The sequence below is a fragment of the Variovorax sp. GW823-FHT04B03 genome, assembly GCF_058796495.1.
Genome location: NZ_JBXAIT010000008.1, coordinates 225011 through 248669 on the forward strand (window position 1 = coordinate 225011; position 23659 = coordinate 248669).

The 23659-nt window shown below is 68.5% G+C and carries 16 protein-coding genes; 14 read left to right on the forward strand and 2 right to left on the reverse strand.

Annotation, left to right across the window (positions count from 1 at the left end; translation table 11 throughout):
* Positions 1-16: 16 nt before the first annotated feature.
* Both AC1RAD_RS30075 and AC1RAD_RS30080 read right to left on the reverse strand, forming a co-directional pair.
* Complete coding sequence (locus AC1RAD_RS30075; RefSeq protein WP_056574987.1) at positions 17-430, reverse strand: guanyl-specific ribonuclease; 414 nt, start codon at positions 428-430, stop codon at positions 17-19.
* 180 nt (positions 431-610) lie between these two features.
* Positions 611-2959, reverse strand: coding sequence for an NADP-dependent malic enzyme (locus tag AC1RAD_RS30080; RefSeq protein WP_062473579.1), 2349 nt, complete (start codon positions 2957-2959; stop codon positions 611-613).
* A gap of 176 nt (positions 2960-3135) precedes the next feature.
* Here AC1RAD_RS30080 and AC1RAD_RS30085 point away from each other — a divergent pair, with 176 nt between their 5' ends.
* From AC1RAD_RS30085 to AC1RAD_RS30150, 14 genes are all read left to right on the forward strand, one after another.
* Positions 3136-4185, forward strand: a complete 1050-nt coding sequence (locus AC1RAD_RS30085; protein WP_101490731.1) for an SPFH domain-containing protein — start codon at positions 3136-3138, stop codon at positions 4183-4185.
* A gap of 106 nt (positions 4186-4291) precedes the next feature.
* Positions 4292-5773 (forward strand): DUF4178 domain-containing protein, encoded by a 1482-nt coding sequence (locus tag AC1RAD_RS30090; RefSeq protein ID WP_492738770.1) that lies wholly within the window; start codon positions 4292-4294, stop codon positions 5771-5773.
* Positions 5774-5833: 60 nt separating this feature from the next.
* Positions 5834-6052: a DUF350 domain-containing protein gene (locus AC1RAD_RS30095; RefSeq protein WP_062473571.1), complete on the forward strand. Its 219-nt coding sequence runs from the start codon at positions 5834-5836 to the stop codon at positions 6050-6052.
* Positions 6049-7605, forward strand: a complete 1557-nt coding sequence (locus tag AC1RAD_RS30100; RefSeq protein WP_370870008.1) for a polyamine aminopropyltransferase — start codon at positions 6049-6051, stop codon at positions 7603-7605. Before AC1RAD_RS30095 ends, AC1RAD_RS30100 begins: the two co-directional genes overlap by 4 nt.
* A 117-nt stretch (positions 7606-7722) precedes the next feature.
* Complete coding sequence (locus AC1RAD_RS30105) at positions 7723-9333, forward strand: FAD-dependent oxidoreductase (RefSeq protein WP_492738772.1); 1611 nt, start codon at positions 7723-7725, stop codon at positions 9331-9333.
* On the forward strand, positions 9330-10448 hold the full coding sequence (locus tag AC1RAD_RS30110) for a saccharopine dehydrogenase family protein (RefSeq protein ID WP_492738773.1): 1119 nt from the start codon (positions 9330-9332) through the stop codon (positions 10446-10448). Before AC1RAD_RS30105 ends, AC1RAD_RS30110 begins: the two co-directional genes overlap by 4 nt.
* A complete protein-coding gene (locus AC1RAD_RS30115; protein WP_492738774.1) occupies positions 10445-10831 on the forward strand; it encodes a DoxX-like family protein in 387 nt (128 codons plus the stop codon). Before AC1RAD_RS30110 ends, AC1RAD_RS30115 begins: the two co-directional genes overlap by 4 nt.
* Positions 10828-11304 carry a DUF2269 family protein gene (locus AC1RAD_RS30120; RefSeq protein ID WP_492738776.1) on the forward strand — a complete coding sequence of 159 codons (477 nt, stop codon included), beginning with the start codon at positions 10828-10830 and terminating at the stop codon, positions 11302-11304. The genes AC1RAD_RS30115 and AC1RAD_RS30120 overlap by 4 nt, the downstream gene beginning before the upstream one ends.
* Before the next feature lie 124 nt (positions 11305-11428).
* The gene (locus tag AC1RAD_RS30125; RefSeq protein WP_492738778.1) at positions 11429-17431 is read left to right on the forward strand and encodes an alpha-2-macroglobulin; all 6003 of its coding nucleotides are present in this window, start codon (positions 11429-11431) and stop codon (positions 17429-17431) included.
* A 20-nt stretch (positions 17432-17451) separates the two neighbouring features.
* A complete protein-coding gene (gene pbpC / locus AC1RAD_RS30130) occupies positions 17452-19773 on the forward strand; it encodes a penicillin-binding protein 1C (RefSeq protein ID WP_492738780.1) in 2322 nt (773 codons plus the stop codon).
* A 74-nt stretch (positions 19774-19847) separates the two neighbouring features.
* The gene (locus AC1RAD_RS30135; protein ID WP_492738782.1) at positions 19848-21200 is read left to right on the forward strand and encodes an esterase-like activity of phytase family protein; all 1353 of its coding nucleotides are present in this window, start codon (positions 19848-19850) and stop codon (positions 21198-21200) included.
* Positions 21201-21349: 149 nt separating this feature from the next.
* Positions 21350-21658: a DUF3649 domain-containing protein gene (locus tag AC1RAD_RS30140; protein WP_370680729.1), complete on the forward strand. Its 309-nt coding sequence runs from the start codon at positions 21350-21352 to the stop codon at positions 21656-21658.
* Positions 21655-23307: a PepSY-associated TM helix domain-containing protein gene (locus tag AC1RAD_RS30145; RefSeq protein WP_492738784.1), complete on the forward strand. Its 1653-nt coding sequence runs from the start codon at positions 21655-21657 to the stop codon at positions 23305-23307. The genes AC1RAD_RS30140 and AC1RAD_RS30145 overlap by 4 nt, the downstream gene beginning before the upstream one ends.
* Positions 23307-23654, forward strand: a complete 348-nt coding sequence (locus tag AC1RAD_RS30150; RefSeq protein ID WP_095948377.1) for a DUF3325 domain-containing protein — start codon at positions 23307-23309, stop codon at positions 23652-23654. Before AC1RAD_RS30145 ends, AC1RAD_RS30150 begins: the two co-directional genes overlap by 1 nt.
* Positions 23655-23659: the final 5 nt, after the last annotated feature.

A 23659-nucleotide genomic window follows, 5' to 3' on the forward strand; every position in this document is an offset into this window, starting at 1 on the left:
AGGTCGTTGTCATCGCTCATGGCGCAATCCGTCTGAAACTCGCATAGTGGTCCGCCGTGTACCAGCAGGCTTCGGGCGCCGTGCGCTGCTCGCCACCGCAAACGATCCGCCGGGCACCGCGGTTGCGCGCGCCGGGCGTTGGCACCGTGTACTCGCGGTAATGCCCGCGGCGTGCCGCTGGCAGGATGCGTTCGCGATTGCCGAATACCGTGCCGTCTTTGTCGTACCGGAAGGGGCCACCGTCAAGGATGGCCTGGTAGGTTCGCTGGCCCTGGACCGGCAGATCGGTCAGGGCAATCGATGCCTCGGAGGACGTTTTGTCGGCGCCGAACCATCCGCGGGCCTCGGCCCCCGTCGTCAGAGCCACCAGCATCAAGCTGGTGAGCGCAAACTTAGTGACAGAGGACGTGATCGAGGCGTAAGCCGCCATGGGGCACCACAAGAAAAGAGCGGGGGGTTTGAATTGCGCTCAACCTCGGGGTTAACCCGCAAATTCAAGCCCGCGAGTGTGCACCACGCTGGCGAAAATAGCAAGCGACTGCCCAAAGTTTGAGCAGTCGCGGGGGCAGAAAGCGACGCCTTAAGTTGGCGTCCACTCTCGCCAAATGGCCTATCTCTCGGCGTTTGCGTCGGCCACTGTCAAGGCTGTCATGTTCACGATGCGGCGAACAGTCGCACTCGCCGTGAGAATGTGCACAGGTTTGGCCGCGCCGAGCAGAACCGGGCCGATGGCGATGTTGCCGCCGGCCGCGGTCTTGAGCAGGTTGTAAGAAATGTTGGCAGCGTCGATGTTGGGGAACACCAGCAGGTTGGCGTCGCCCGCGAGCGCGCTGTGCGGCATGACGACCGCGCGCTGCTTGCTGTCCAGCGCCACGTCGCCGTGCATTTCGCCGTCCACTTCGAGCCAGGGCGCCTGCACGCGCAGCAGGTCGAGCGTCTTGCGCATCTTGACGGCGCTGGGCTCGTTGCTGGTGCCGAAGTTGGAGTGCGACAGCAGCGCGGCCTTCGGCTTGAGGCCGAAACGCATCATTTCCTCGGCCGCCATGGTCGTGATCTCGGCCAGTTCCTCGGGCGTCGGGTCGTAGTTGACGTGCGTGTCGACCAGGAACACCTGGCGGTCGGGCAGCAGCAGGCCGTTCATGCAGGCGTACACCGGCACGTCCTGCGGGGTGCTGGCGCAGCCGCCGGGGCGCTTGCCGATCACCTGGTCGATGTAGTGCAGGTGGATCAGCGTGGTGCCCCAGGTGCCACAGATCATGCCGTCGACCTCGCCCTTGTGCAGCAGCATGGCGCCGATCAGCGTGAGGCGGCGGCGCATCTCGATCTTGGCGGTCTGCACCGTCTGGCCCTTGCGCTCGGTCATGCGGTGGTAGGTCTGCCAGAAGTCGCGGTAGCGGTGGTCCTGCTCGACGTTGACGACGTCGTAGTCGAGCTCTTCCTTCAGGCGCAGGCCGAATTTCTCGATGCGCTGGGCGATGATGGCCGGACGGCCGATCAGCGTCGGGCGCGCCAGGCCTTCGTCCACCACGATCTGCGCGGCGCGCAGCACGCGCTCTTCCTCGCCTTCGCAATACGCCACGCGCTTCTTCGGTGCGCGCTTGGCGGCGTCGAAGATCGGTTTCATGGTGGTGCCCGAGGCGTAGACGAAGCTCTGCAGCTTGTCGCGGTAGGCGTCCAGGTCCTTGATCGGGCGCAGCGCCACGCCGCTTTCCTCGGCCGCCTTGGCCACGGCCGGCGCGATCTTCATCATCAGGCGCGGGTCGAAGGGCTTCGGAATCAGGTATTCGGGGCCGAAGCTCAGCTTTTCACCGGCGTAGGCGGCGGCCACGCGCTCGCTCTGCTCGGCCTGGGCCAGCTCGGCGATGGCGTGCACCGCGGCAATCTCCATCTCGTCGGTGATGGTGGTGGCGCCCGAGTCGAGCGCGCCGCGGAAGATGTACGGGAAGCACAGGACGTTGTTGACCTGGTTCGGGTAATCGGTGCGGCCCGTGGCCATGATCACGTCGTTGCGCACCGCATGGGCGTCTTCGGGCGCGATCTCGGGGTTCGGGTTGGCCAGCGCGAAGATCACCGGCTTGGGCGCCATCTTGGCGACCATTTCGGGCTTGAGCACGCCGCCGGCCGACAGGCCGAGGAACACGTCCGCACCGGCGATCACTTCCGACAGCTTGCGCATGTCGGTCTTCTGCATGTACTGGCGCTTGTCGTCGTCCATCAGCTCTTCGCGGCCTTCGTAGACCACGCCGGCCAGATCGGTGACGAACACGTTTTCGCGCTTCAGGCCCACCTTGAGCAGCAGGTTCAGGCAGGCCAGCGCCGCGGCGCCCGCGCCCGAGGTGACCAGCTTCACTTCGGCGATGTTCTTGCCGGCCACCTTCAGGCCGTTGAGCATGGCGGCCGCCACCGTGATGGCCGTGCCGTGCTGGTCGTCGTGGAACACCGGGATCTTCATGCGCTTGCGCAGCTCGCGCTCGACGTAGAAGCAGTCCGGGGCCTTGATGTCTTCCAGGTTGATGGCGCCGAAGGTGGGCTCCAGCGAGGCGATGATCTCGACCAGCTTGACCGGGTCCTTCTCGTCGATCTCGATGTCGAACACGTCGACGCCGGCGAATTTCTTGAAGAGAACGCCCTTGCCTTCCATCACCGGCTTGGAGGCCAGCGGGCCGATGTCGCCCAGGCCCAGCACGGCGGTGCCGTTGGAAATGACACCCACGAGGTTGCCGCGCGAGGTGTACTTGAAGGCGTTGGCCGGGTCCTTGACGATTTCCTCGCAGGGCGCGGCCACGCCGGGCGAGTAGGCCAGCGACAGGTCGCGCTGGTTGACCATCTGCTTGGTCGCCGCGATGGCGATCTTGCCGGGGACGGGAAACTCGTGGTACTCGAGGGCGGCACGGCGCAACAGGGCGCGCTTGTCTTCCGGGGTGGGGGTCGAAGGGGACGATGCGGTCGAATCGGACATGTGCCGTTGCTCCTGGTGGCGCTTCTTCTGGGGGCGCCGATTGTAGACCTCGGTCCATACCGCCCTACGCCGCATGGCCGGTGGCAGGCATGACCAAAAGCACGGGGCACCGTCAAGGCCCTGTGGCAATATGTGTGGCTGGGACACAAACCGACAACATCTCGAGAGGAACGACCATGGCCCTGATGGATTTCATCAAGAAACAGTTCATCGACATCATCCAGTGGACCGAGTCCGGCGATGGCACGCTGGCCTGGCGTTTCCCGATGGCCGAGATGGAAATCCAGAACGGCGCCTCGCTCACCGTGCGCGAGTCGCAGATGGCCGTGTTCGTCAACGAAGGCCAGGTGGCCGACGTGTTCGGCCCCGGCATGTACAAGCTCACGACGCAGACGCTGCCCGTGCTCACGTACCTGAAGAACTGGGACAAGCTCTTCGAATCTCCCTTCAAGAGCGACGTCTATTTCTTCAGCACCCGCCAGCAGGTCGACCAGAAGTGGGGCACGCCCCAGCCGATCACGATCCGCGACAAGGACTTCGGCGCCGTGCGCCTGCGCGCCTTCGGCAACTACAGCTTCCGCATCGGCGACCCGAAGCTGTTCCACACCGAAATCTCCGGCACGCGCGACATCTACTCCGTGGCCGACCTCGACGGCCAGCTGCGCGGCCTGGTGCTGCAGAACATCAGCAACGCCATCGCCTCCAGCGGCCTGCCCTTCCTCGACCTGGCGGCCAACCAGATCCAGTTCGCGACCGCGCTGGCCACCCAGCTGGTGCCCGAGTTCGAGAAGATCGGCATCAAGCTCGAGAACATCACGGTCCAGAACGTCTCGCTGCCTGAAGAGCTGCAGAAGATCCTCGACCAGAAGATCGGCATGGGCATGGTCGGCAACGACATGGGCAAGTTCATGCAGTACCAGACGGCGCAGGCCATTCCCAAGTTCGCCGAGGGTGCGGCCGGTGGCGGCGGCATCGCGGGCGACGCGATGGGCCTGGGTGCCGGCGTGGCGCTCGGCCAGGTGCTGGCGCAGAACCTCGCACAGGGCCTGAGCCCGAACGCGGCGGCCCAGGCTGCGGCCACGACGCAGCAGCCGGCCGTGGCCGTGGTGAGCGCCGCCGACGTGATGACCACGCTCGAGAAGCTCGGCGAACTCAAGACCAAGGGCATCCTCACGCAGGAAGAGTTCGACGCCAAGAAGGCCGAACTGCTGAAAAAGCTCGTCTGATTCGTCGCAATGTTTTCGATAGCGACTGACGCCCGCCCAGCGGGTGTCAGAGGCCTTTTGGGCTTGAATCATTCGTGGCCGGCCGCGCCATCGCACCCGGTGCGCCATGGCTGAGGAAACCGGCTCCCAACGCTACTACCGCGCGCCCTGCCCCGGCTGCGGCGCGCCGGTCGAATTCCGCTCGGCGCAATCGACGCACGCGGTCTGCCCGTATTGCCAGAGCACCGTCGTGCGCCAGGGCGACACGCTCGCGCGCACCGGCAAGATGGCCGAGCTGTTCGACGACTTCAGCCCGCTGCAGCTGTTCGCCGCCGGCCGCATCCAGGACAAGCCCTTCACGCTGATCGGCCGGCTGCAGTACACCTACCCCGGCGGGCGCTGGACCGAGTGGATCGCCGCGCTCGACGGTGACCGCACCGGCGTGCTCAGCGAGGACAACGGCGCCTACGTCTTCGCGCTGCCCTTCGACCTGCAGCGCGCCGCGCCACCGCCCGCCGACCTGCGCGTGGGCGCCACCACCGCCTTCGCCGGCCAGAGCTACACCGTCGCCTCCAACGAACAGGTGGCGCTGACCTCCGCGCAGGGCGAACTGCCGCACCTGCCCGAGCTCGGCCAAGCGTTCGCGATGGTCGAGCTGCGCAACGACAAGGGGCTGGTGCTCAGCATCGACTACGGCACCGCCCCGCCCACCGCGTACCTCGGGCGCTCGGTGCAGCTGGACGATCTGCAGCTCACTGGCCTGCGCGACGAATCCGCGAAGGACGAGAAGGGCCGCAGCTTCAACTGCCCGAATTGCGGCTCGCCCGTCACGGTCAACCTGGCCGACAGCAAGAGCATCACCTGCGGCTCGTGCAACAGCATCATCGACCTGTCGCAAGGCATCGGCGGCGAGCTCAAGCACGCCGAGCAGAACGAGCCGGTGCGCCCGCTCATCGCGCTGGGCAGCATGGGCCAGCTGCAGGGCGCGCAGTGGCAGGTGGTGGGCTTCCAGCACCGCATGGGCCAGGAGCCCGGCGACGACGAGCAGTTCGGCTGGGACGAGTACCTGCTGTACAACAAGAAGCGCGGCTTCAGTTTCCTGGTCGATGCCGAAGACGGCTGGAGCATGGTCAAGCCGACCACCGGCGCGCCCGTGATGGCCGAGAACGGCACCACCGCCACCTACCTCAACAAGCGCTACCAGCAGCAGTACGCCTACAACGCCGAGACCACCTACGTGGCCGGCGAGTTCTACTGGCAGGTCGAGCGCGGGCAGAAAACCTTCACCCGCGACTTCGCCAGCGGCGGCGCGCTGCTCTCGATGGAGCGCGCGGCCAACGAGCTGACCTGGTCCTCGGGCAGCAAGATCGACAGCGGCGCGGTGGCCACGGCCTTCAAGCTCGACGCCAAGAAGGACCTGTTCTCGCGCGGCGACGCGCTGCCCGTGAGCGCCGCGTCGGGCATGGGCTGCGGCACGATCATCCTCGTCATCGTGGTCATCCTCTTCGTGCTGATCATGATGAGCAACTGCGGCGGCGGCTCCTCGAGCGGGTACCGCAGCTCGGGCGGTTCGTACGGCGGCTATTCGAGCGGCGGCGGCCACAAATGACGAAGATCGCGCGCAGGCGCTCTCTTGTTTCTCTCTTTATTGCTACGACTGGAGGTCCCCATGGGAATTGAATGGCTGAAACCGGGCGTGGTCCTCGGATCGCTCGTGTATGCGCTGATCGGCGTGGTGGTCTTCTGGATCTGCTTTCTGATCATCGACAAGATCACCCCCTATGACCTGTGGGGCGAGATCGTCGAGAAGCAGAACAGGGCGCTGGCGCTCGTCGTGGCCGCCATGTGCCTCGGCATCAGCGTCATCGTGGCCGCAGCAATCCATTGAGCGACGCGGCCCTGCCCGCGCGCACCCCGGATGCGCGGGGGCCGCAACCCGTGGAGATCGCGCTGCTCGCCAGCGTGTTCGTCGTCGCGGCCTGCGGCCTCGTCTATGAACTGAGCGCGGCCGCGCTGAGCTCCTACCTGCTCGGCGACTCGGTGCTGCAGTTCAGCACCATCATCGGCACCTACCTGTTCGCCATGGGCGTCGGCTCGTGGCTCTCGCGCTACTTCGACCGGCAGCTGCCGGCGCACTTCCTTCGCATCGAACTGCTCGTGGCGCTGATCGGCGGCGCGCTGCCGGCGATCCTGTTCCTGGCCAACGCCTACGTGCCGGGCGCGTTCCGGCTGCTGCTGTACGGCCTCGTGGTGGTGGTGGGCACGCTGGTGGGGCTCGAGATTCCGCTGGTGATGCGCATCCTCAAGCGCAACATCGTGCTCAAGGACCTCGTGTCGCAGGTGCTGACCTTCGACTACCTGGGCGCGCTCGCCGTGTCGGTCGCGTTCCCGCTGATCCTCGTGCCGCAGCTGGGCATGATCCGCACCGGCCTGCTGTTCGGCGTGATGAACGCCGCGGTGGCCGTGTGGGCGCTGTGGCTGTTCCGCCATGAACTGCGCCGCGCCGGCGCGCATGCGGTGGCCTGCTTCCTGACGCTGGCCGCGCTCATCGGCGCCTTCTGGGGCGCCGACCACATCACGACGCTGGCGGAAGACAAGTTCTACCAGGACCGCATCGTCTTCAGCGCCAGCTCGCCCTACCAGCGCATCGTGGTCACGCGCGGCGCGCTGGGCCACCGGTTGTTTCTCAACGGCAACCTGCAGTTCGCCGAGCGCGACGAGTACCGCTACCACGAGGCGCTGGTGCACCCCGCGATGGCGGCGCACGGCGCGCCCAAGAAAGTCGCCGTGCTCGGCGGCGGCGACGGCATGGCGGTGCGCGAGATCCTCAAGTACCCCTCGGTCGAGTCGGTCACGTTGGTGGAGCTCGATCCGAACATGACGCAGCTCTTCACCACGCACGAGACGCTGGCCGCGCTCAACGGGCACGCGCTGTCGTCGCCGAAGGTGAAGGTCGTCAACACCGACGCGTTCCAGTGGCTGCAGCAGGAGGGCGACACCTTCGACGTCATCGTGGTCGACTTTCCCGATCCCACCAACTTCGCCATCGGCAAGCTCTACACCAACAGCTTCTACGCGCTGCTCGACCGGCGCCTGTCGGCCAGCGGCTACGCGGTGATCCAGACCACCTCGCCGCTGGTGGCGCGCAAGAGCTACTGGACCGTGGCGACCACCATCGAGTCGGTCGGCCTGAAGGCCACGCCGTACCACGCGCACGTGCCCAGCTTCGGCGAATGGGGCTACATCATCGCCAGCCACCGGCCCTACCGGCAGCCCGATGCACTGCCGGGCGGCATGCGCTTTCTCACGCCGGCGACGCTGCCCCTGATGTTCGACTTTCCGCTCGACATGGCGCGCGTGCCGACCGAAGTGAACCGCCTGTCGAACCAGACCCTCGTCACCACCTACGAACAGGAGTGGGGCAAGGTCATGGCTCACTGATATGGCTCGCCCCCAGGCTGCGCGCACTTCGTGTCGCTTCGCCAACCCCCTGCCGGGGGCAACACCTGCGGCCCGGCGAAGCCGGTTCCGCGGTGTTCCACGAAGGAACCGTGTGCCATGAGGCGCCGTGGCTTTCTTGGCGTCGCTGCCGGTGCAGGCGCCCTGGCGCTGGCCGGCTGCGAGGCGCCACCGCCGGTCATCGAAGGCGGCTTCACCGGCATCGATGTCGCGCGCGGCCACGCCATGCGCGACGGCGCGCTCAGGTCGCAGGCCCCGGCCACCGTCAGGCGCACCCGCGTCGTCATCGCCGGCGGCGGCGTCGCTGGCCTGGCGGCGGCGCGCGCGCTGCGCCTCGCGGGCATCGACGACTTCGCGCTGCTCGAACTCGAAGACACCGCTGGCGGCAACGCGCGCGGCGGCTCGGTCGGCGGCATCGCCTGTCCGCTCGGCGCGCACTACCTGCCCACGCCCGGCGACGACGCGCACGAGGTGCAGGACCTGCTCGAGGAACTCGGCCTGCGCCGCCGCGTGGCCGGCCGCTGGACGTATGACGAGCGCCACCTCTGCCACAGCCCGCAGGAACGCCTGTTCTTTCGCGGCGAATGGCAGGACGGGCTGCTGCCCGTGCACGACGTGGGCGATGGAACGCACGCCCAATACCGCCGCTTCGCGCAGCGCATCGACGCGCTGCAGCACGCCGCCCACTTCGCCATTCCCACGCTGCGCTTTGCCGTCACGCCCGAACTGCTCGCGCTCGACGCCCTGCCCTTCGCAGGCTGGCTCGACCGCGAAGGCTTCGACGACGCCCACCTGCGCTGGTACCTCGATTACTGCTGCCGCGACGACTACGGCGCTGGCATCGCGCAGGTGTCGGCCTGGGCCGGCATCCACTACTTCGCAAGCCGCCACGGCTTCCATGCGCCCGGCGACGCCAGCGGCAGCGTCAATGACACCAACCCCGATCGCGACGGCGTGCTCACCTGGCCCGAAGGCAACGGCTGGCTCACGAAGCAGCTGGCCGCGCCGCTGGGCCAGCGCCTGCACACCGGCCAGGTCGTCACGCGCATCGCCGAAGGGCGCGCGGGCGTCGAGGTCGATGCATGGGATGCCGCATCGAAATCGATGGTGCGCTGGCAGGCCGAGCGCTGCATCGTCGCGCTGCCCGTCTTCATCGCCGCGCGCGTGGTCGAGAGCCCGCCGGCGCTGCTGACGAGCGCCGCCGTGCACGTGCGCTACGCCCCGTGGCTGGTCGCCAACGTGCACCTGCGCGGCCCGCTGGCCGACCGCGTCGGCGCTGCGCCGAGCTGGGACAACGTGATCTACGGCACGCGTGGCCTCGGCTACGTCGATGCGCGCCACCAGACGCTCGACCCCACGCCGCGCGGCACCGTGCTCAGCTGGTACCGCCCGCTGGGCCCGAGCGGCTACGACACCGGCGACGGCCGCCAGCTGCTGCTCGAGCGCCCGTGGACCGCATGGCGCGACGAGCTGCTGGCCGAGCTGTCGGTGCCGCACCCCGACCTGCCCGCGCTCGCCACGCGCGTCGAGATCACGCGCTACGGGCACGCCATGTCGATCCCGCGCCCCGGCCTGCTCGCGCAGATCGGCGCGCACGGCGACCGCGTGGCCGCGGGCCGGCTGTCGTTCGCGCACGCGGACTGGTCGGGCTATTCGATCTTCGAGGAAGCGTTCACGCGCGGCCACATCGCCGGAGCCCGCGTCGCATGAAGACGCTGGTGCTCGGCGGCTACGGCAACTTCGGCGCGCGCATCAGCCGCGCACTCGCGCAGGACGCGGGCATCGAACTGTGGGTCGGCGGGCGCGACCTCGAACGGGCCACGGCCTTCGCGCAATCGCTGGGCGGCAGTGCACGCGGTGTGCGCGTCGATGCGCAGTCGCCCGACCTCGCGCAGGGCCTGGGCTTTCTGGGCGTCGACCTCGTCATCCACACCGCCGGCCCGTTCCAGGGCCAGGACTACCGCGTGCCGCAGGCCGTGGCAGCCGCCGGCGCGCACTACATCGACCTGGCCGACGGCCGGCGCTTCGTCTGCGATTTTCCCGCCGCGATGGACGCCGCCTTCCGCAGCGCAGGCCGCACCGCCGTGGCCGGCGCCAGCACCGTGCCCGCGCTGTCGTCGGCGGTGGTCGATCACCTCGCCGCCGACTGGCAAAGCCTGCGCAGCATCGACATCTGCATCGCCCCGGCACAGGGCGCACCGCGCGGCGAAGCCACGCTCGCCGGCGTGCTCGCCTACTGCGGCGCGCCGATCCGCGTCTGGCAGGGCGGCCGCTGGACCGAGCAGCCCGGCTGGGCCCATCCCGCGAAGGTGCAGTTCGCACGCATGAAGCCGCGCCGTGGCGCCTTGTGCGACATCCCCGATCTCGAACTCTTTCCCGCGCGCTACGCCGGCGTGCAGTCGGTCATGTTCCGCGCCGCACTCGAAGTCGGCCTGACCCAGCACGCCTTCGCTTTCCTGGCGTTCCTGCGCCGCGCGGGCCTGCTGCGCGCACCGCAGAAGCTGGCGCCGTTGCTCCACGCGACGGGTGGCGTGTTCGATGCGTTCGGCACCGCGCTGGGCGGCATGGTGGTGCGCGTCGAAGGCACCGATGCACACGGCGCCATCGCGCGCCGCGCTTGGCACATCGCGGCGGACGACAACCACGGCCCCGAGATCCCCTGCATGGCCGCCATCCTGCTGGCCCGGCGGCTCGCGCGCGGCGAGGCCTTGCTGGTGGGCGCGCACGCCTGCGCCGGCCTGCTCACGCTGCCCGAGTTCGACCCCGAGTTCGCGCGCTGGGGCATGGTGACGGACGTGATCGACGAAGGGGCGCTCACGCCATGACGCGCCCTGCTGCTGCCGACGATGACGACCGCCTGCTGCGCCTGAGCCTCGTCGCCGTCTGGCTCTTCACCGCCGTCGCCAGCATCGTCGAACTCGACGGCCAGAGCCGGCGTGTGCTCGCCGACGCAGGCATCGCCTCGCCGCCGTGGCTGGTGCAGGCGCTGATCGTCGGCGGCGCGGCGGCCGATCTTGCGGTCGGCCTGGCGCTGTGGCTGCGACCCGGCCGCACCGTCTACCTGGCCGCCTTCGCCCTGATGCTCGCCATGACGCTCGTGGCGACCGCGCTGCAGCCGGACCTGTGGCTGCATCCGCTCGGCCCCCTGCTCAAGAACCTGCCCATCGCCGCGCTGCTCTGGCACCTGCATCGACGCGCCACGCCATGAACACCTACCTCGTCCTCAAGTGGCTGCACATCGTCTCCAGCGTGCTGATGGTCGGCACGGGGCTGGGGTCGGCCTTCTACATGTTCTTTGCCAACCGCAGCGGCAGCGTGCCGGCGCAGGCGGTGGTGAGCCGGCTGGTGGTGCGGGCCGACTGGTGGTTCACCACGCCCACCGTCATCCTGCAACCGGTCACCGGCTTCGCGCTGGCGCACCTGGCGGGCTGGCCGCTGTCGACGCCGTGGCTGGCGCTGTCGCTGGGGCTGTTCGCGTTCGCGGGCGCGTGCTGGCTGCCGGTGGTGTGGCTGCAGATCCGCATGGCGGCCCTGGCGGCGCAGGCGCACCACGAGGCCACGCCGCTGCCGTCGCTGTATCTGCGCTACCAGCGCTACTGGGAACTGCTGGGCTACCCGGCCTTCGTGGCCATGGCCATCGTGTTCTGGTTGATGGTGAACAAGCCCGCACTTTCGTTCTGACGTTCGAGACGGGCCGGTGCGCGGGCCCTGTGCGGTTTTCACGCAGACTTCACACACAGCGCCATGGCTTCACAGACCGGGCAGAGACTGTCAGGCGCCAACAAAAAACATCGGGGGAGCGTCCATGCTTCAAGTTGCCAATCGAAAACTCGCGTCGCTCAGCGACGTGCTCTTCACCGGGCTGGGCCGTGTGCTCGGGTTCCTGCGTCCGCTGGCACGCGGACTCATCGGTTCCTGGCGACCCCCGGGGTGGCTGCGCATCGTGGGCGCCTTTCTTCTCTTCGGGCTGCAGTGGCTGCAGCAACGGCTGGCCTGGGTGGTGCTGCTGGCGCTGCTGGTGCTGGCCGGCTGGTTCGCCAGCCCGCAGGTGCTGAAGTGGTGGCACGGCCTCACGCCCGACCGCGTCGAGCCCGTCGTTTCCACCGCGCAGATCGTGGCGCCGCCGCGCACGCAGATCGAGAACGACAAGGGGCCCAACCCGGTCGTCATCAACTTCTCCGCCTCGGTCGCGCCGATCGCGCGCATCGGCCAGGAGGCGACCGGCGTCAGCATCGAACCCGCCATTGCGGGGCGCTGGTCGTGGAGCAGCCAGAAGAAGCTCGAATTCCTTCCCACACAGGATTGGCCGGTCGGCCAGCCCTACAAGGTGCAGCTCTCGAAGGACGCGCTCGCGTCGCACATCGAGATCGAGCAGCGCAAGTACGAGTTCACCTCGCCCGAGTTCAGCGCGCGCATCGCGGGCGCGGAGTTCTACCAAGACCCGGTGCAGGCCAACGTGCGGCGCGCGCTCTTCCAGGTGCGCTTTTCGCACCCCGTCAACACGGCAGAGTTCGAAAAGCGCCTGGTGCTGACCTATGACCAGGCCTGCGGCACCTCGATCTTCAGCGTGGGCAAGTGCGCGAGCGAGAAGTTCACCGTCAGCTACGACAAGCTGCGCCTCACCGCCACCCTGCAGTCCGAGCCGCTGCCCATTCCCGAGAAGACGCGCCCCGTGGTGCTCAGCCTCACCTCCGGCGCGGTCGCGCAGAAGGGCGGTCCCGGCCAGCGCAACGACCTCTCGCGCGCGGTCGACATCCCCGGCCTCTTCAGCCTCGACATCTCGAGCATCGACCCCACCATCGTCACGGGCGAGAACGGCGAACCCGAGCATGTGATGCACGTCACCGCCTCGATGCCGGTGCACGAACGCGAAATGGCGCGCGTGGTGCAGGCCTGGCTGCTGCCCGCCACGGAAGAAGCCAAGGGTGATCCGGAAGAGAAGTTCGACTGGTCCGCCGACCCCGCGAAGGTCACCGACGCGGTGCTGCGCCGCGCGAAGAAGATCACCCTGCAGCCCATCGCCAGCGAACGCGAAGTGACCGAGATGGTCAGCTTCCGTCTCCCGCAGGCCGAAGGCGGCCGCTACCTGCTGGTGCGCGTGGCCAAGGGCCTGAAGACGCCGGGCGGCTACCAGCTCGGCGCGGCGCGGCAAGACGTTCGATTGCTCAAGACCTTCGCGCCCGAGCTCACCATCATGAGCCAGGGTTCGCTGCTCGCACTTTCCGGCGAACGCAAGCTGCCGATCCTGGTGCGCGACCTGCCGGGCATCCGCCTGGAAATCGGACGCCTGCTGCCGCAGCAGCTGCAGCACCTGGTCACGCAGACCAACGGCGACTTCGCGCATCCGCAGTTCAACAGCGGCCTGCAGTCGGACAACCTCGTCGACCGCTTCCAGAAGGAGATCCCGCTCAGCATCCCCGCCGGCAAGGCGCACTACGAGACCGTCGACTTCGCGCAGTACCTGCGCAGCGACGTGGCCGACCGCCGCGGCGTGTTCCTGCTCAAGGTGCAGGGCTACGACCCCAAGGCCAAGAAGAAGGCCGAAGGCGATGCGACGCAGTCCGAAGAGGAACAACAGGAAGAACAGCCCTCGGAAGGCGAAGGCGACCCCGAAAGCGGCAACCCCGAAGACCAGAAGGACCAGCGCCTGGTGCTCGTCACCGACCTGGGCATCGTCGCCAAGAAGTCGCTCGACGGCACGCGCGACGTGTTCGTGCAGAGCATCGCCAACGGCCAGCCCGTGGCCGGTGCGCTGGTCGAGGTGTGGGGCCGCAACGGCATGATCGTCGCGTCGCAATCCACCGACGCCACGGGCGCCGCCAAGTTGCCCAACCTCGCGGGCTACCAGCGCGAGAAAGCGCCCGTGGTGCTGGTGGTGCGCAAGGACGGCGACCTGAGCTTCCTGCCCTTCAACCGCAGCGACCGCACGCTCGACATCTCGCGCTTCGACGTCGGCGGCCTGCGCGCGGCCGGCGTGCCGAACCAGATGACCGCCTACGTGTTCAGCGACCGCGGCATCTACCGCCCGGGCGACACCATGCACATCGCGATGATGGTCAAGGCCGGCAACTGGGCCACGTCGCTGCGCGACCTGCCGCTCGAGGCCGAGATCATCGACGCGCGCGGGCTCAGCGTGCGCCGCGAGAAGCTCAAGCTCGGCCCCGGCGGCGCGGCGGAAATCGCCCACGCCACGCAGGACACCTCGCCCACCGGCAACTACACCGTCAACCTCTACCTGCCGCGCGAATCCTCGCCCGGCAACCCCGAGGTGCAGGGCCTGCTGATCGGCAGCACGACGGTGAAGGTGCAGGAGTTCCTGCCCGACCGCACCAAGGTGGTCGCCAAGCTCAGCAGCGAAGTGGCCGAAGGCTGGGTCAGGCCCAAGGACCTGAAGGCGCTCATCGACGTGCAGAACCTCTTCGGCACGCCCGCGCCCGACCGCAAGGTTGAAGGCACGCTCACGCTGAGCCCGGCCTTCCCGGTGTTCCGCGCGTTCGCCGACTACGCCTTCTTCGATCCGCAGCGCGCCACCGAGAAGCAGGTCGACGACCTGGGCAGCGTGCAGACCAGCGCCGAAGGCAAGGCCGAGTTCGACCTGCGCCTCTCGCGCTTCGATGCCGCCACCTACCAGGTGCACGTGCTCGCCAAGGCCTTCGAGCCCGAAGGCGGGCGCAGCGTCTCGGCCGAGGCGCAGACGCTGGTGAGCGACATGCCCTACCTCGTGGGCGTGAAGGTCGACGGCGATACCAGCTACGTGAGCAAGGGCGCCGCGCGCAATGCCACCGTGATCGCGATCGACCCGCAGGCGAAGAAGACCGCCGTGGACGCCCTGAAGATCGAGCGCGTGGAGCGCAAGGTGCTGTCGGTGCTCGTGAAGCAGGACAACGGCCTGTACCGCTACGAGTCGCGCAAGAAGGAAATCGTGATCGACGAGAAGCCACTGGCCATCGTCGCGGCCGGCAACACCATCGCGCTGAACACCTCCACGCCCGGCAACTTCGCCTACGTGGTGCGCAATGCGGGCGGGCTGGAGCTGAACCGCGTGGAGTACAGCGTCGCGGGCAACGCGAACGTCTCGCGCTCGCTGGACCGCAACGCCGAGCTGCAGCTCACGCTCGACCGCAAGGACTACGAGCCGGGTCAGGAGATCGAGGTGAGCATCCGCGCGCCGTACGTCGGTGCCGGGCTCATCACCATCGAGCGCGACAAGGTCTATGCCCACGCGTGGTTCAAGACCGACAAGACCGCCTCGGTGCAGAAGATCACGCTGCCCAAGGACTTCGAGGGCACCGGCTACATCAACGTGCACTTCGTGCGCGACCCCGCTTCGGACGAGGTCTACATGAGCCCGCTGTCGTACGGCGTCATCCCCTTCGCCACCAGCCTGGCCAAGCGCACCGCGAACCTGCAGCTCACCAGCAGCGAACTGGTGAAGCCCGGCCAGACGGTGAAGATGAAGCTCACCAGCGACAAGCCCACGCGCGCCGTGCTGTTCGCGGTGGACGAAGGCATCCTGCAGGTGGCGCGCTACAAGACGCCCGATCCGCTCAAGCACTTCTTCCAGAAGCGCGCGCTCGAAGTCGGTACCCTGCAGACGCTCGACCTGATCCTGCCGGAGTTCAAGAAGCTCATGCAGGGCGCAGCCCCCGGCGGCGACGGCGAAGGCGAGCTCGGCAAGCACCTGAACCCGTTCAAGCGCAAGCGCGACAAGCCGGTGGCCTACTGGTCGGGCCTCGTCGACGTGAACGGCAGCCGCGAGTTCAGCTACACCGTGCCCGAGAGCTTCAACGGCAGCCTGCGCGTGATGGCCGTCGCGGTGAACGACGAGACAACCACCGCCAAGAGCACCCGCACCGTGGTGCGCGGCGACATGGTGATATTGCCGAACGCACCACTCGCGATGGCGCCCGGCGACACCGTCGAAGTGGGCGTGGGCCTGGCGAACAACATCGTGGGATCGGGCAAGGACGTGCCCATCGCGCTCACGCTCACCGCCTCGGGCGGGCTCGAAGTGGTGGGCGATGCGACGCAGACGCTCAAGGTCAACGAGCGCGGCGAAGCGAGCACCAGGTTCAATGTGCGCGCCAAGCCGGGCGAGCAGGCGGTGCTGGGTTCGTCGGCGCTGGTGTTCACCTCGACGCACAAGACCTTCAGCGCGCGCCTCTCGACCGAGGTGAGCGTGCGGCCTGCGTCGCCGTTCGTCACGCTGGTGCAGGCCGGCAGCTTCCAGCGCGCGGGCGAGCTGAACAGCAAGGCCGACCTGTATCCGAACTTCCGCAAGAGCGATGTCGCGGTGTCCGCCGCGCCGTGGGCCTTCGCGACCGGCCTCATGCAGTACCTGGAGGTGTACCCGCACGGCTGCACCGAGCAGATCACGAGCCAGACCTTCCCGGCCGTGTTGCTGTCGGGCCGACCCGAGCTGGTGAAGGAAATGGCGCGCGGCCGCACGCCCGAGCAGGGCCCGATGCCCGAGGCGCGCAAGACCTTCGAGCGCTACCTCGTGCAGCTGCGCGCACGGCAGACGGCCGACGGCGGCTTCTCGCTGTGGCCCGGCGCGGGCACCGATGCCTTCGCCACGCTCTACGCGGTGCACCTGCTCATCGAAGCCAAGGACCACAAGCTGCCCGTGCCGCAAGACCTGCTGCAAAAGGCGAACACCTACCTGCAGGGCTGGCTCGGCAGCGGCGACACCTCGCTCGACGGCTGGCGCCAGCGCACGCAGGCGGCCTACCTGCTCACGCGCCAGGGCATCATCGCGCCGGCCGCACTGGCCAACCTGCGCGAAGCGTGGCGCAACAAGCAGACCCAAGGCTGGAGCGACGACCTGGGCGCCGTGTACCTCGCCGCGAGCTATCAGCTCGTGAAGCAGGAGCAAGTGGCCAACGAGCTGCTCAACCCGGTGTGGTCCGACCTGCTCGCGCGCACCGAAAAGAAGCAGCGCCGCAACGTGTGGGGCGCGTACTACGACCCGCTGGTGCACGACAGCATGACGCTGCACCTGGTGGGCCGCCACTTCCCTTCGCGCCTGAAGACGCTGAAGCCCGAAGTGTGGGAAGGCATGGGTGCGATGGTGCGCGACGGTTGGTACAACAGCCTGTCGTCGGCCTCGATGCTGCTTGCGGTCGATGCCTACTTCGAAGCGGTGGCGCAGAACGCCGAGGGCAAGCTGACGGCGCAGAGCGTCAACGCGCAAGGCCAGGCCGCGGCGCTCGCGCTGGGCGCGGTGAACCCGATCACGCGTGCTGCGGTGCCTGTCGGCACGGCGAAGCTCAAGCTCTCGAACGACAGCGACTTCAACCTGTACTACAGCTGGGCCGAACAGGGCTTCGAGCGCAACGTGCCCGCCACGCCGGTGAACCAGGGCCTGGAGATCTTCCATGAAGTGCTCGATGCCAAGGGCAACCCGATCACCAAGGCCAAGCTTGGCGAAGAGGTCACGGTGCGGGTGCGCGTGCGCAGCCTGGAGCGCGCGCAGCTCAACGACGTGGCGCTGGTCGACCTGCTGCCAGGCGGCCTGGAGCCGGTGCTGCAGGCCGTGGGCGACGACGAGGAAGCCAATGCCGACGCGCCGATCTGGAAGAAGCGCCTCGGCGGCGGCGGCTCGTGGAAGGTGCAGTACGCCGACATCCGCGAAGACCGTGTGGTGTTCTACGGCGCCGTCGACAAGAACCTGCTCGAAGTGACCTACAAGGCGCGGGCGACCAATGTCGGCGACTTCGTGGTGCCTGCGGCGTATGGCGAGGCGATGTACGACCGGCGCGTGTATTCGCGCTCGGCGGGTGCGCGCTTCCAGGTGGTCGCGAACTGACGCAAGGCAGCGAGGCCGTCATGCGCTTCAGCGTGAAGTTGGGAAGGCTCCGCAAGCCAGCGCTGTGGGCGCTGGCGGTTGCCGTCCTGCTTGCGCTGCTGCGTCTCTGGCCGCACGCGCCCCTCAGCGAAACCGTCGGCAGCTCGCGCGCCGTGTACGCGCAGGGTGGCGAACTCTTGCGCCTCACCCTCGCAAGCGACGAGCAATACCGCCTCTGGGTGCCGCTCGACCGCATCTCGCCGACGCTGGTCGATGCGGTGCTGCTGTACGAAGACCGCCGCTTCTACGCCCACCCCGGCGTCAACCCCGCCGCGCTCGTGCGCAGCGCGTGGCGCATCGCCAGCGGCGAGCGCAGGCAGGGCGGCTCGACGCTCACGATGCAGCTTGCGCGGCGTGTCTACGGCATCGACAGCCGCACGGCCATGGGCAAGATCGCGCAGATCGGCGCGGCGCTCTGGCTCGAGGCGCGCTTCGGCAAGCGCGAGATCCTCGAGGCGTACCTCAACACCGCGCCCTACGGCGGCAACATCGAAGGCGTGCAGGCCGCGAGCCTCATCTACTTCCGCAAGGACGCCGCCAAGCTCAGCCTGCCCGAGGCGCTGACGCTCGCGGTGATTCCGCAGAACCCCGTCAAGCGCATCGCCGAGCGCGGTCGCAATGCCGAGCTGCAGTCGGCACGCGAACGCTTGTGGGCGCTGTGGGCTGAACGCGATCCCACCGCGAAGCAGCACGCGCCCGATGCGCAACTCGCGCTCTCGGCGCAGTCGCGCGGCAGCCTCCCCTTTCTCGCGCCGCACGCCACCGACATGCTGCTCGCGCAGGAGCGCGGTGTGCAGGAAGTTCGCACCACCATCGACCTGCGCATGCAGGCCACGCTCGAACGCGTGATGGGCCAGTACCTGCGCACGCACGCCGACGTCGGCATGACCAATGCGAGTGCTCTGCTGCTCGACGCTTCGACCATGCAGGTGCGCGCGCTGATCGGTTCGGCTGACTGGCACAACGACGCGATCGCGGGGCAGGTCAACGGCACGCAGGCCAAGCGCTCGCCGGGGTCCACGCTCAAGCCCTTCATCTACGCACTCGCGCTCGACCAGGGCTTGCTGCATCCGAAGACGATGCTGAAGGACGCGCCGACCTCCTTCGGCCCCTACACGCCAGAGAACTTCGACCACCGCTTCGCCGGCCCGCTGCCCGCGCAGGAAGCGTTGATCCGCAGCCGCAACATCCCCGCGGTGGCCGTGGCTGCGAAGCTGTCGAAGCCGGGGCTCTACGACTTCATGCGGCTCGCGGGCGTGCAGAAGCTGCAGAGCGAATCGCACTACGGCCTCGCGCTGGTGCTGGGCGGCGGCGAGGTCACGCCCGAGGAGCTTGCGGGCCTCTACGCGACGCTGGCGAACGGCGGCATCTCGCAGCCGCTGCGCTACACGCAGCCCGCGCCCGATGAGCGCCCTGCGCAGCCGCTGCGCCTCTTGAGCGAAGAGGCCTCGTTCATCACGCTCGACATGCTGCGCCACACGCCGCGCCCCGACACCACGCTGCCCGCGCGCCCCGCCATCGCATGGAAGACGGGCACGTCGTGGGGCTTTCGCGATGCGTGGACCGCGGGCGTGTTCGGCCGCCATGTGCTCGTGGTGTGGGTCGGCAACTTCGATGGCACGAGCAACCCTGCGCTGGTGGGCGTCGATGCGGCCGCGCCGCTGTTCCTGCGCATGGTCGATGCGCTGCGTGCGGAGCGGCTCGATCCCGGCGAGATCGCGACGCGACAGCCGCCTGACCTGCGCCAGGTCGAGGTGTGCACCGCGACGGGCGGACTGCCCGATGCGCTGTGCCCGGTGCGCACCACGACCTGGTTCATCGCCGGCAAGTCGCCGATCCAGGTGAGCAACCTGCACCGCGCCGTGTGGGTCGATGAAACGACCGGCAAGGTGGTGTGCGGGCCGCAGCCCAACGCGCGTCAGCAGGTGGTCGAGCAATGGGGCAGCGACATGCGGCGGCTGTTCCGCCAGGCGGGCCTGCCGCGCGCGAGCCTGCCGACCGATGGCTGCGAGAAGGGCGAGGCTTCGGAGACGGCGCCGCTCATCACCTCGCCCTTGCGCGGCGTGCGGCACACGCTGCGCGTGAAGAGGCCCGAGCCGCTCGTGCTGCGCGCCGAAGCGGCGGCAGGCACGCAGACGATCTACTGGTTTGCCGATGACGCGCTGGTCGGCAAGGCCGCGCCCGGCGAAGGCATCACCTGGATGCCGGACATGGCCGATTCGGGCCGGCGCTACGTGCTGCGTGCGGTCGATGACCAGGGCCGCGCCGAGTCGCGCGAAGTGACGGTGGACATTGCACCTTGAGCTGAGCGGATGTCACGGCGGCGTCACGCCTGCCCGGCAAGGTCACGCGTTTTCGACTGAAAGCTTTTTCGTTCATGACGCGCTTCGCTTCCCTCTCTCTGGTCGCCCTGGCCACCGCCTTCGCCTGCGGTGGCGCTGTGGCCCAGACCGCCTTTCCCGCCACGCTCGCCGGCCACGCCGTGCTGCCCGCGCAGAGCTTCGTTGCCGCCCCAAAAGACGCACCGGCCGACCTGCAGGCCAGCGGCAAGTTCACCACCGGCAAGCGCGTTGAGGCGCCGGGCACGATCGAGGGCCTTTCGGCCGGCCGCGGCACTGGCGTCTCGGTGCCCTTCAAGGGCCAGCCGCTGCAAGGGCACTCGGGCATCAAGAAGATGGACGACGGCTCATTCTGGATCCTCACCGACAACGGCGCCGGCGCGAAGGCCAACTCGCCCGACTTCATGCTCTACCTGAACCACTACAAGGTGGACTTCAAGAGCGGCAAGTTCAATCGCCTGAACACGATCTTCCTGCACGACCCCGACAAGAAGGTGCCGTTCCGCATCGTCCATGAAGGCACGAAGCAGCGCTACCTGACGGGCTCGGACTTCGACCCCGAGAGCTTCCAGTTCGCCGGTGGCGCGCTGTGGATCGGCGAGGAGTTCGGCCCCTTCCTCATCAAGGCCGACCTGAAGGGCAAGGTGCTCGCGGTGTTCGATACGCAGGTCGACGGCAAGGCCGTGCGCTCGCCCGACCATCCCGCGGTGACCACGCCGGGGGCACCGGGCGGCGCGGTCGATTTCCAGATCAAGCGCTCCAAGGGCTTCGAAGGCATGGCGTCGTCGAAGGACGGCAGCAAGCTCTATGCGCTGCTCGAAGGCCCGGTGTGGAACGCCGAGGCCAAGGACTACGAGAAGCTCGACGGCAAGGAAGCGCTGCGCGTGCTGGAGTTCGACGTGGCGTCCGAAAAATGGACGGGCCGCCACTGGAAGTACGTGCTCGAAGCCAACGGCCACGCCATCGGCGACTTCAACATGATCGACGGCACCACCGGCCTCATCATCGAGCGCGACAACGGCGAAGGCACGAGCGACAAGGCCTGCCCCGAAGGCCAGAAGCGCACCGACTGCTTCCACGACATCGCGAAGTTCAAGCGCGTCTACAAGGTCGAGCTGAGCGACGCGAACGTGGGCGGCGCGGTGCGCAAGATCGGCTACATCGACCTGCTGAACATCGCCGACCCGAACAAGCTCGCGCGCAAGCCGCTGAACGACGGCGTGCTCAAGTTCCCGTTCTTCACCATCGAGAACGTCGACGTGGTCGATGCCACGCACATCGTGGTCGGCAACGACAACAACCTGCCGTTCTCCAGCAGCCGCGAGCCGAACAAGGCAGACGACAACGAGCTGGTACTGCTCGAAGCCGGCGCGTTGCTGCAGGCAAAGTAAGGCGCCGCCGGCCTTTCAAGGCCCCGCTCGCGGGATGGGCGGGGGCGAGAAAAACCGAGAAGATGAGTATGATTCTCATTCTCCAGGTTTCTCCTCTCCCTCTGTCCCATGAATTTCCGAACGACCTTGCACGTCGTCCGGCGCCCGTCGTGAGCGCCGGCCTCCGCTACCGGATGGGCGTCGCGTCGCGGGCCGTTGCTGCCATCGCGGGCGGCTACGGCGTCGCCGCGCTGTCGGCCGCCGTGCTCGCGCTGGGCCTGCCTGCCCTCTTCGGCATGGCGCGCAGCGAAGCCGCGCTGACCGGCACGCTGGCCTCCTTCCTCGTCTACGCCGTGGCCGTGATGTGGGTCTTCGCCGCGCGCTCGGCGTGGCGCGCCTGGACCGGCCTCGCCATCGCGGCGGCCCTGCAGGGCCTGCTGTTGCTGCTGTGGACCCAGGGCGGCGGAGGTGCCGCATGAAGGAAGGATTCCGTCAGTCGATGGCCTGGCTGCACACCTGGTCGGGCCTGCTGGTCGGCTGGGTGCTCTTCATGGTGTTCGCGGCCGGCACGGCCTCGTACTTCAAGGACGAGATCACCTTCTGGATGAAGCCGGAGTTGCACGCCGTGACGCCTGGCGCGGTGCCGCAGCCGGTGGCCGCGGACAACGCGCTGGGTTTCATGCAGCGCCACGCGCCCGATGCCACGCGCTGGTTCATCACCCTGCCCACCGAGCGCGAGCCCGGCGTGAGCCTGCTGTGGGCCAAGCCGCCGCCGCCACCCGGTTCGCCGCCCGTGGACCGGCGCCGCAGCTTCGATCGCGCCATGCTCGATCCGGCCACCGGCCAGGCGATCACCGCGCCGCGCGAGACGCGCGGCGGCGAGTTCTTCTACCGCCTGCATTTCGACCTGCACTACATGCCCGCGCTCTGGGCGCGCTGGATCGTCGGCTTCTGCGCGATGTTCATGCTGGTGGCCATCGTCAGCGGCATCGTCACGCACAAGCGCATCTTCAAGGACTTCTTCACCTTCCGCCCGAAGAAGGGCCAGCGCAGCTGGCTCGACGCGCACAACGTCACCGCCGTGCTCGCGCTGCCGTACCACGCCATGATCACCTACACCGGGCTGGTCACGCTGATGTTCATGTACATGCCGTGGGGCCCGCAGGTGGCCTACAAGGCGCACGGCGGCAACGACACCTTCTTCGCCGAGGCCTTCCCGGGCGGCGTGCGCACGCAGATCAAGGCCTCGGGCACGAAGGCCGCGCTGGCCCCCCTCGCGCCCATGGTGGCGCAGGCCACGGCCCACTGGGACGGCGCGCCCGTCGGCCGCATCGTGGTGCATCAGCCCAACGACGCCAACGCCGTGGTCTCGCTCACGCGGGCTGAAGGCCGTCACCTGTCGTACGACCAGCCCAGCATGCAGTTCAACGGCACGACCGGCGCGCTCATCGGCAGCTTCGGCGACGTGCCCAAGGCCGCGGCCGAAACGCGCGGCGTGCTCTACGGCCTGCACATCGGCCGTTTTGCCGACCCGCTGCTGCGCGCGCTGTTCTTCGTCTCGGGCCTGGCGGGCTGCCTGATGGTGGCCACGGGCCTCTTGCTGTGGGCCGTGAAGGAGCGCCAGAAATACGCCAAGACCCTCAAGCAGGGCGGACGCATCGGCGTCGGCCTGCGGCTCGTCGATGGGCTGAACCTCGGCGCGATCGCCGGCCTGCCCGTGGCCATGGCCGCCTTCTTCTGGGCCAACCGCCTGCTGCCGGTCGACGTGGCCGGCCGCAACGAGGCCGAGATCCGCTGGTTCTTCATCGTCTGGGGCGCCACCGTTGTGCTGGGCCTGCTGCGCCCGACCCTGCGCATGTGGCAGGCGCAGCTTGCGCTCGGCGCGCTGCTGTTCGCACTGCTGCCGGTGCTCAATGCCTTCACCGGCCCTGCGCCGCTCACCGTGAGCCTGCGCAGCGGGCCGAGTTCGGTGGCGGGCTTCGACCTCGTGGCGATCGCGCTCGGCCTGGGGTTGGCGGGTGCGACCTGGCTGGTGGAGCGCAAGCGCCGCAAGGCTTTGGCGGCACCCAAGAAAGCCGTCAAGCCGCCGCCGCCGACGGAACTTGCTGCCTCGGGTCAGGGATCGTGATGCCGCTGCTCGGGTTGGTGTTCGCCGCCTCGCTGGCCGGCTTCTGCGCGCTGAGCCTCGCGATGGACCGCCACAGCGAAGACGTCTTCGGCCGCGGCCACACGCCGGGCGCCTGGCGCCGATGGCTGCAGCTCGGGGGCACGGCGCTGCTGTGCCTGTCGCTGTGGGCCAGCCTGGAGGCGGCGGGCGGGTCGGTGGGGTGGGTGCTGTGGCTGGGGGCGCTGACTGCGGCGGCGCTGGCGACGGTCGGGCTGTTGAGTGGCTTGCCGCACCGTTTTCCGCGCATTGCCATGGGCGCGGCGGTGCTCGCGATCGGGCAGGCGCTGTTTTGCGCGCTGCCCGCCTGATTCGC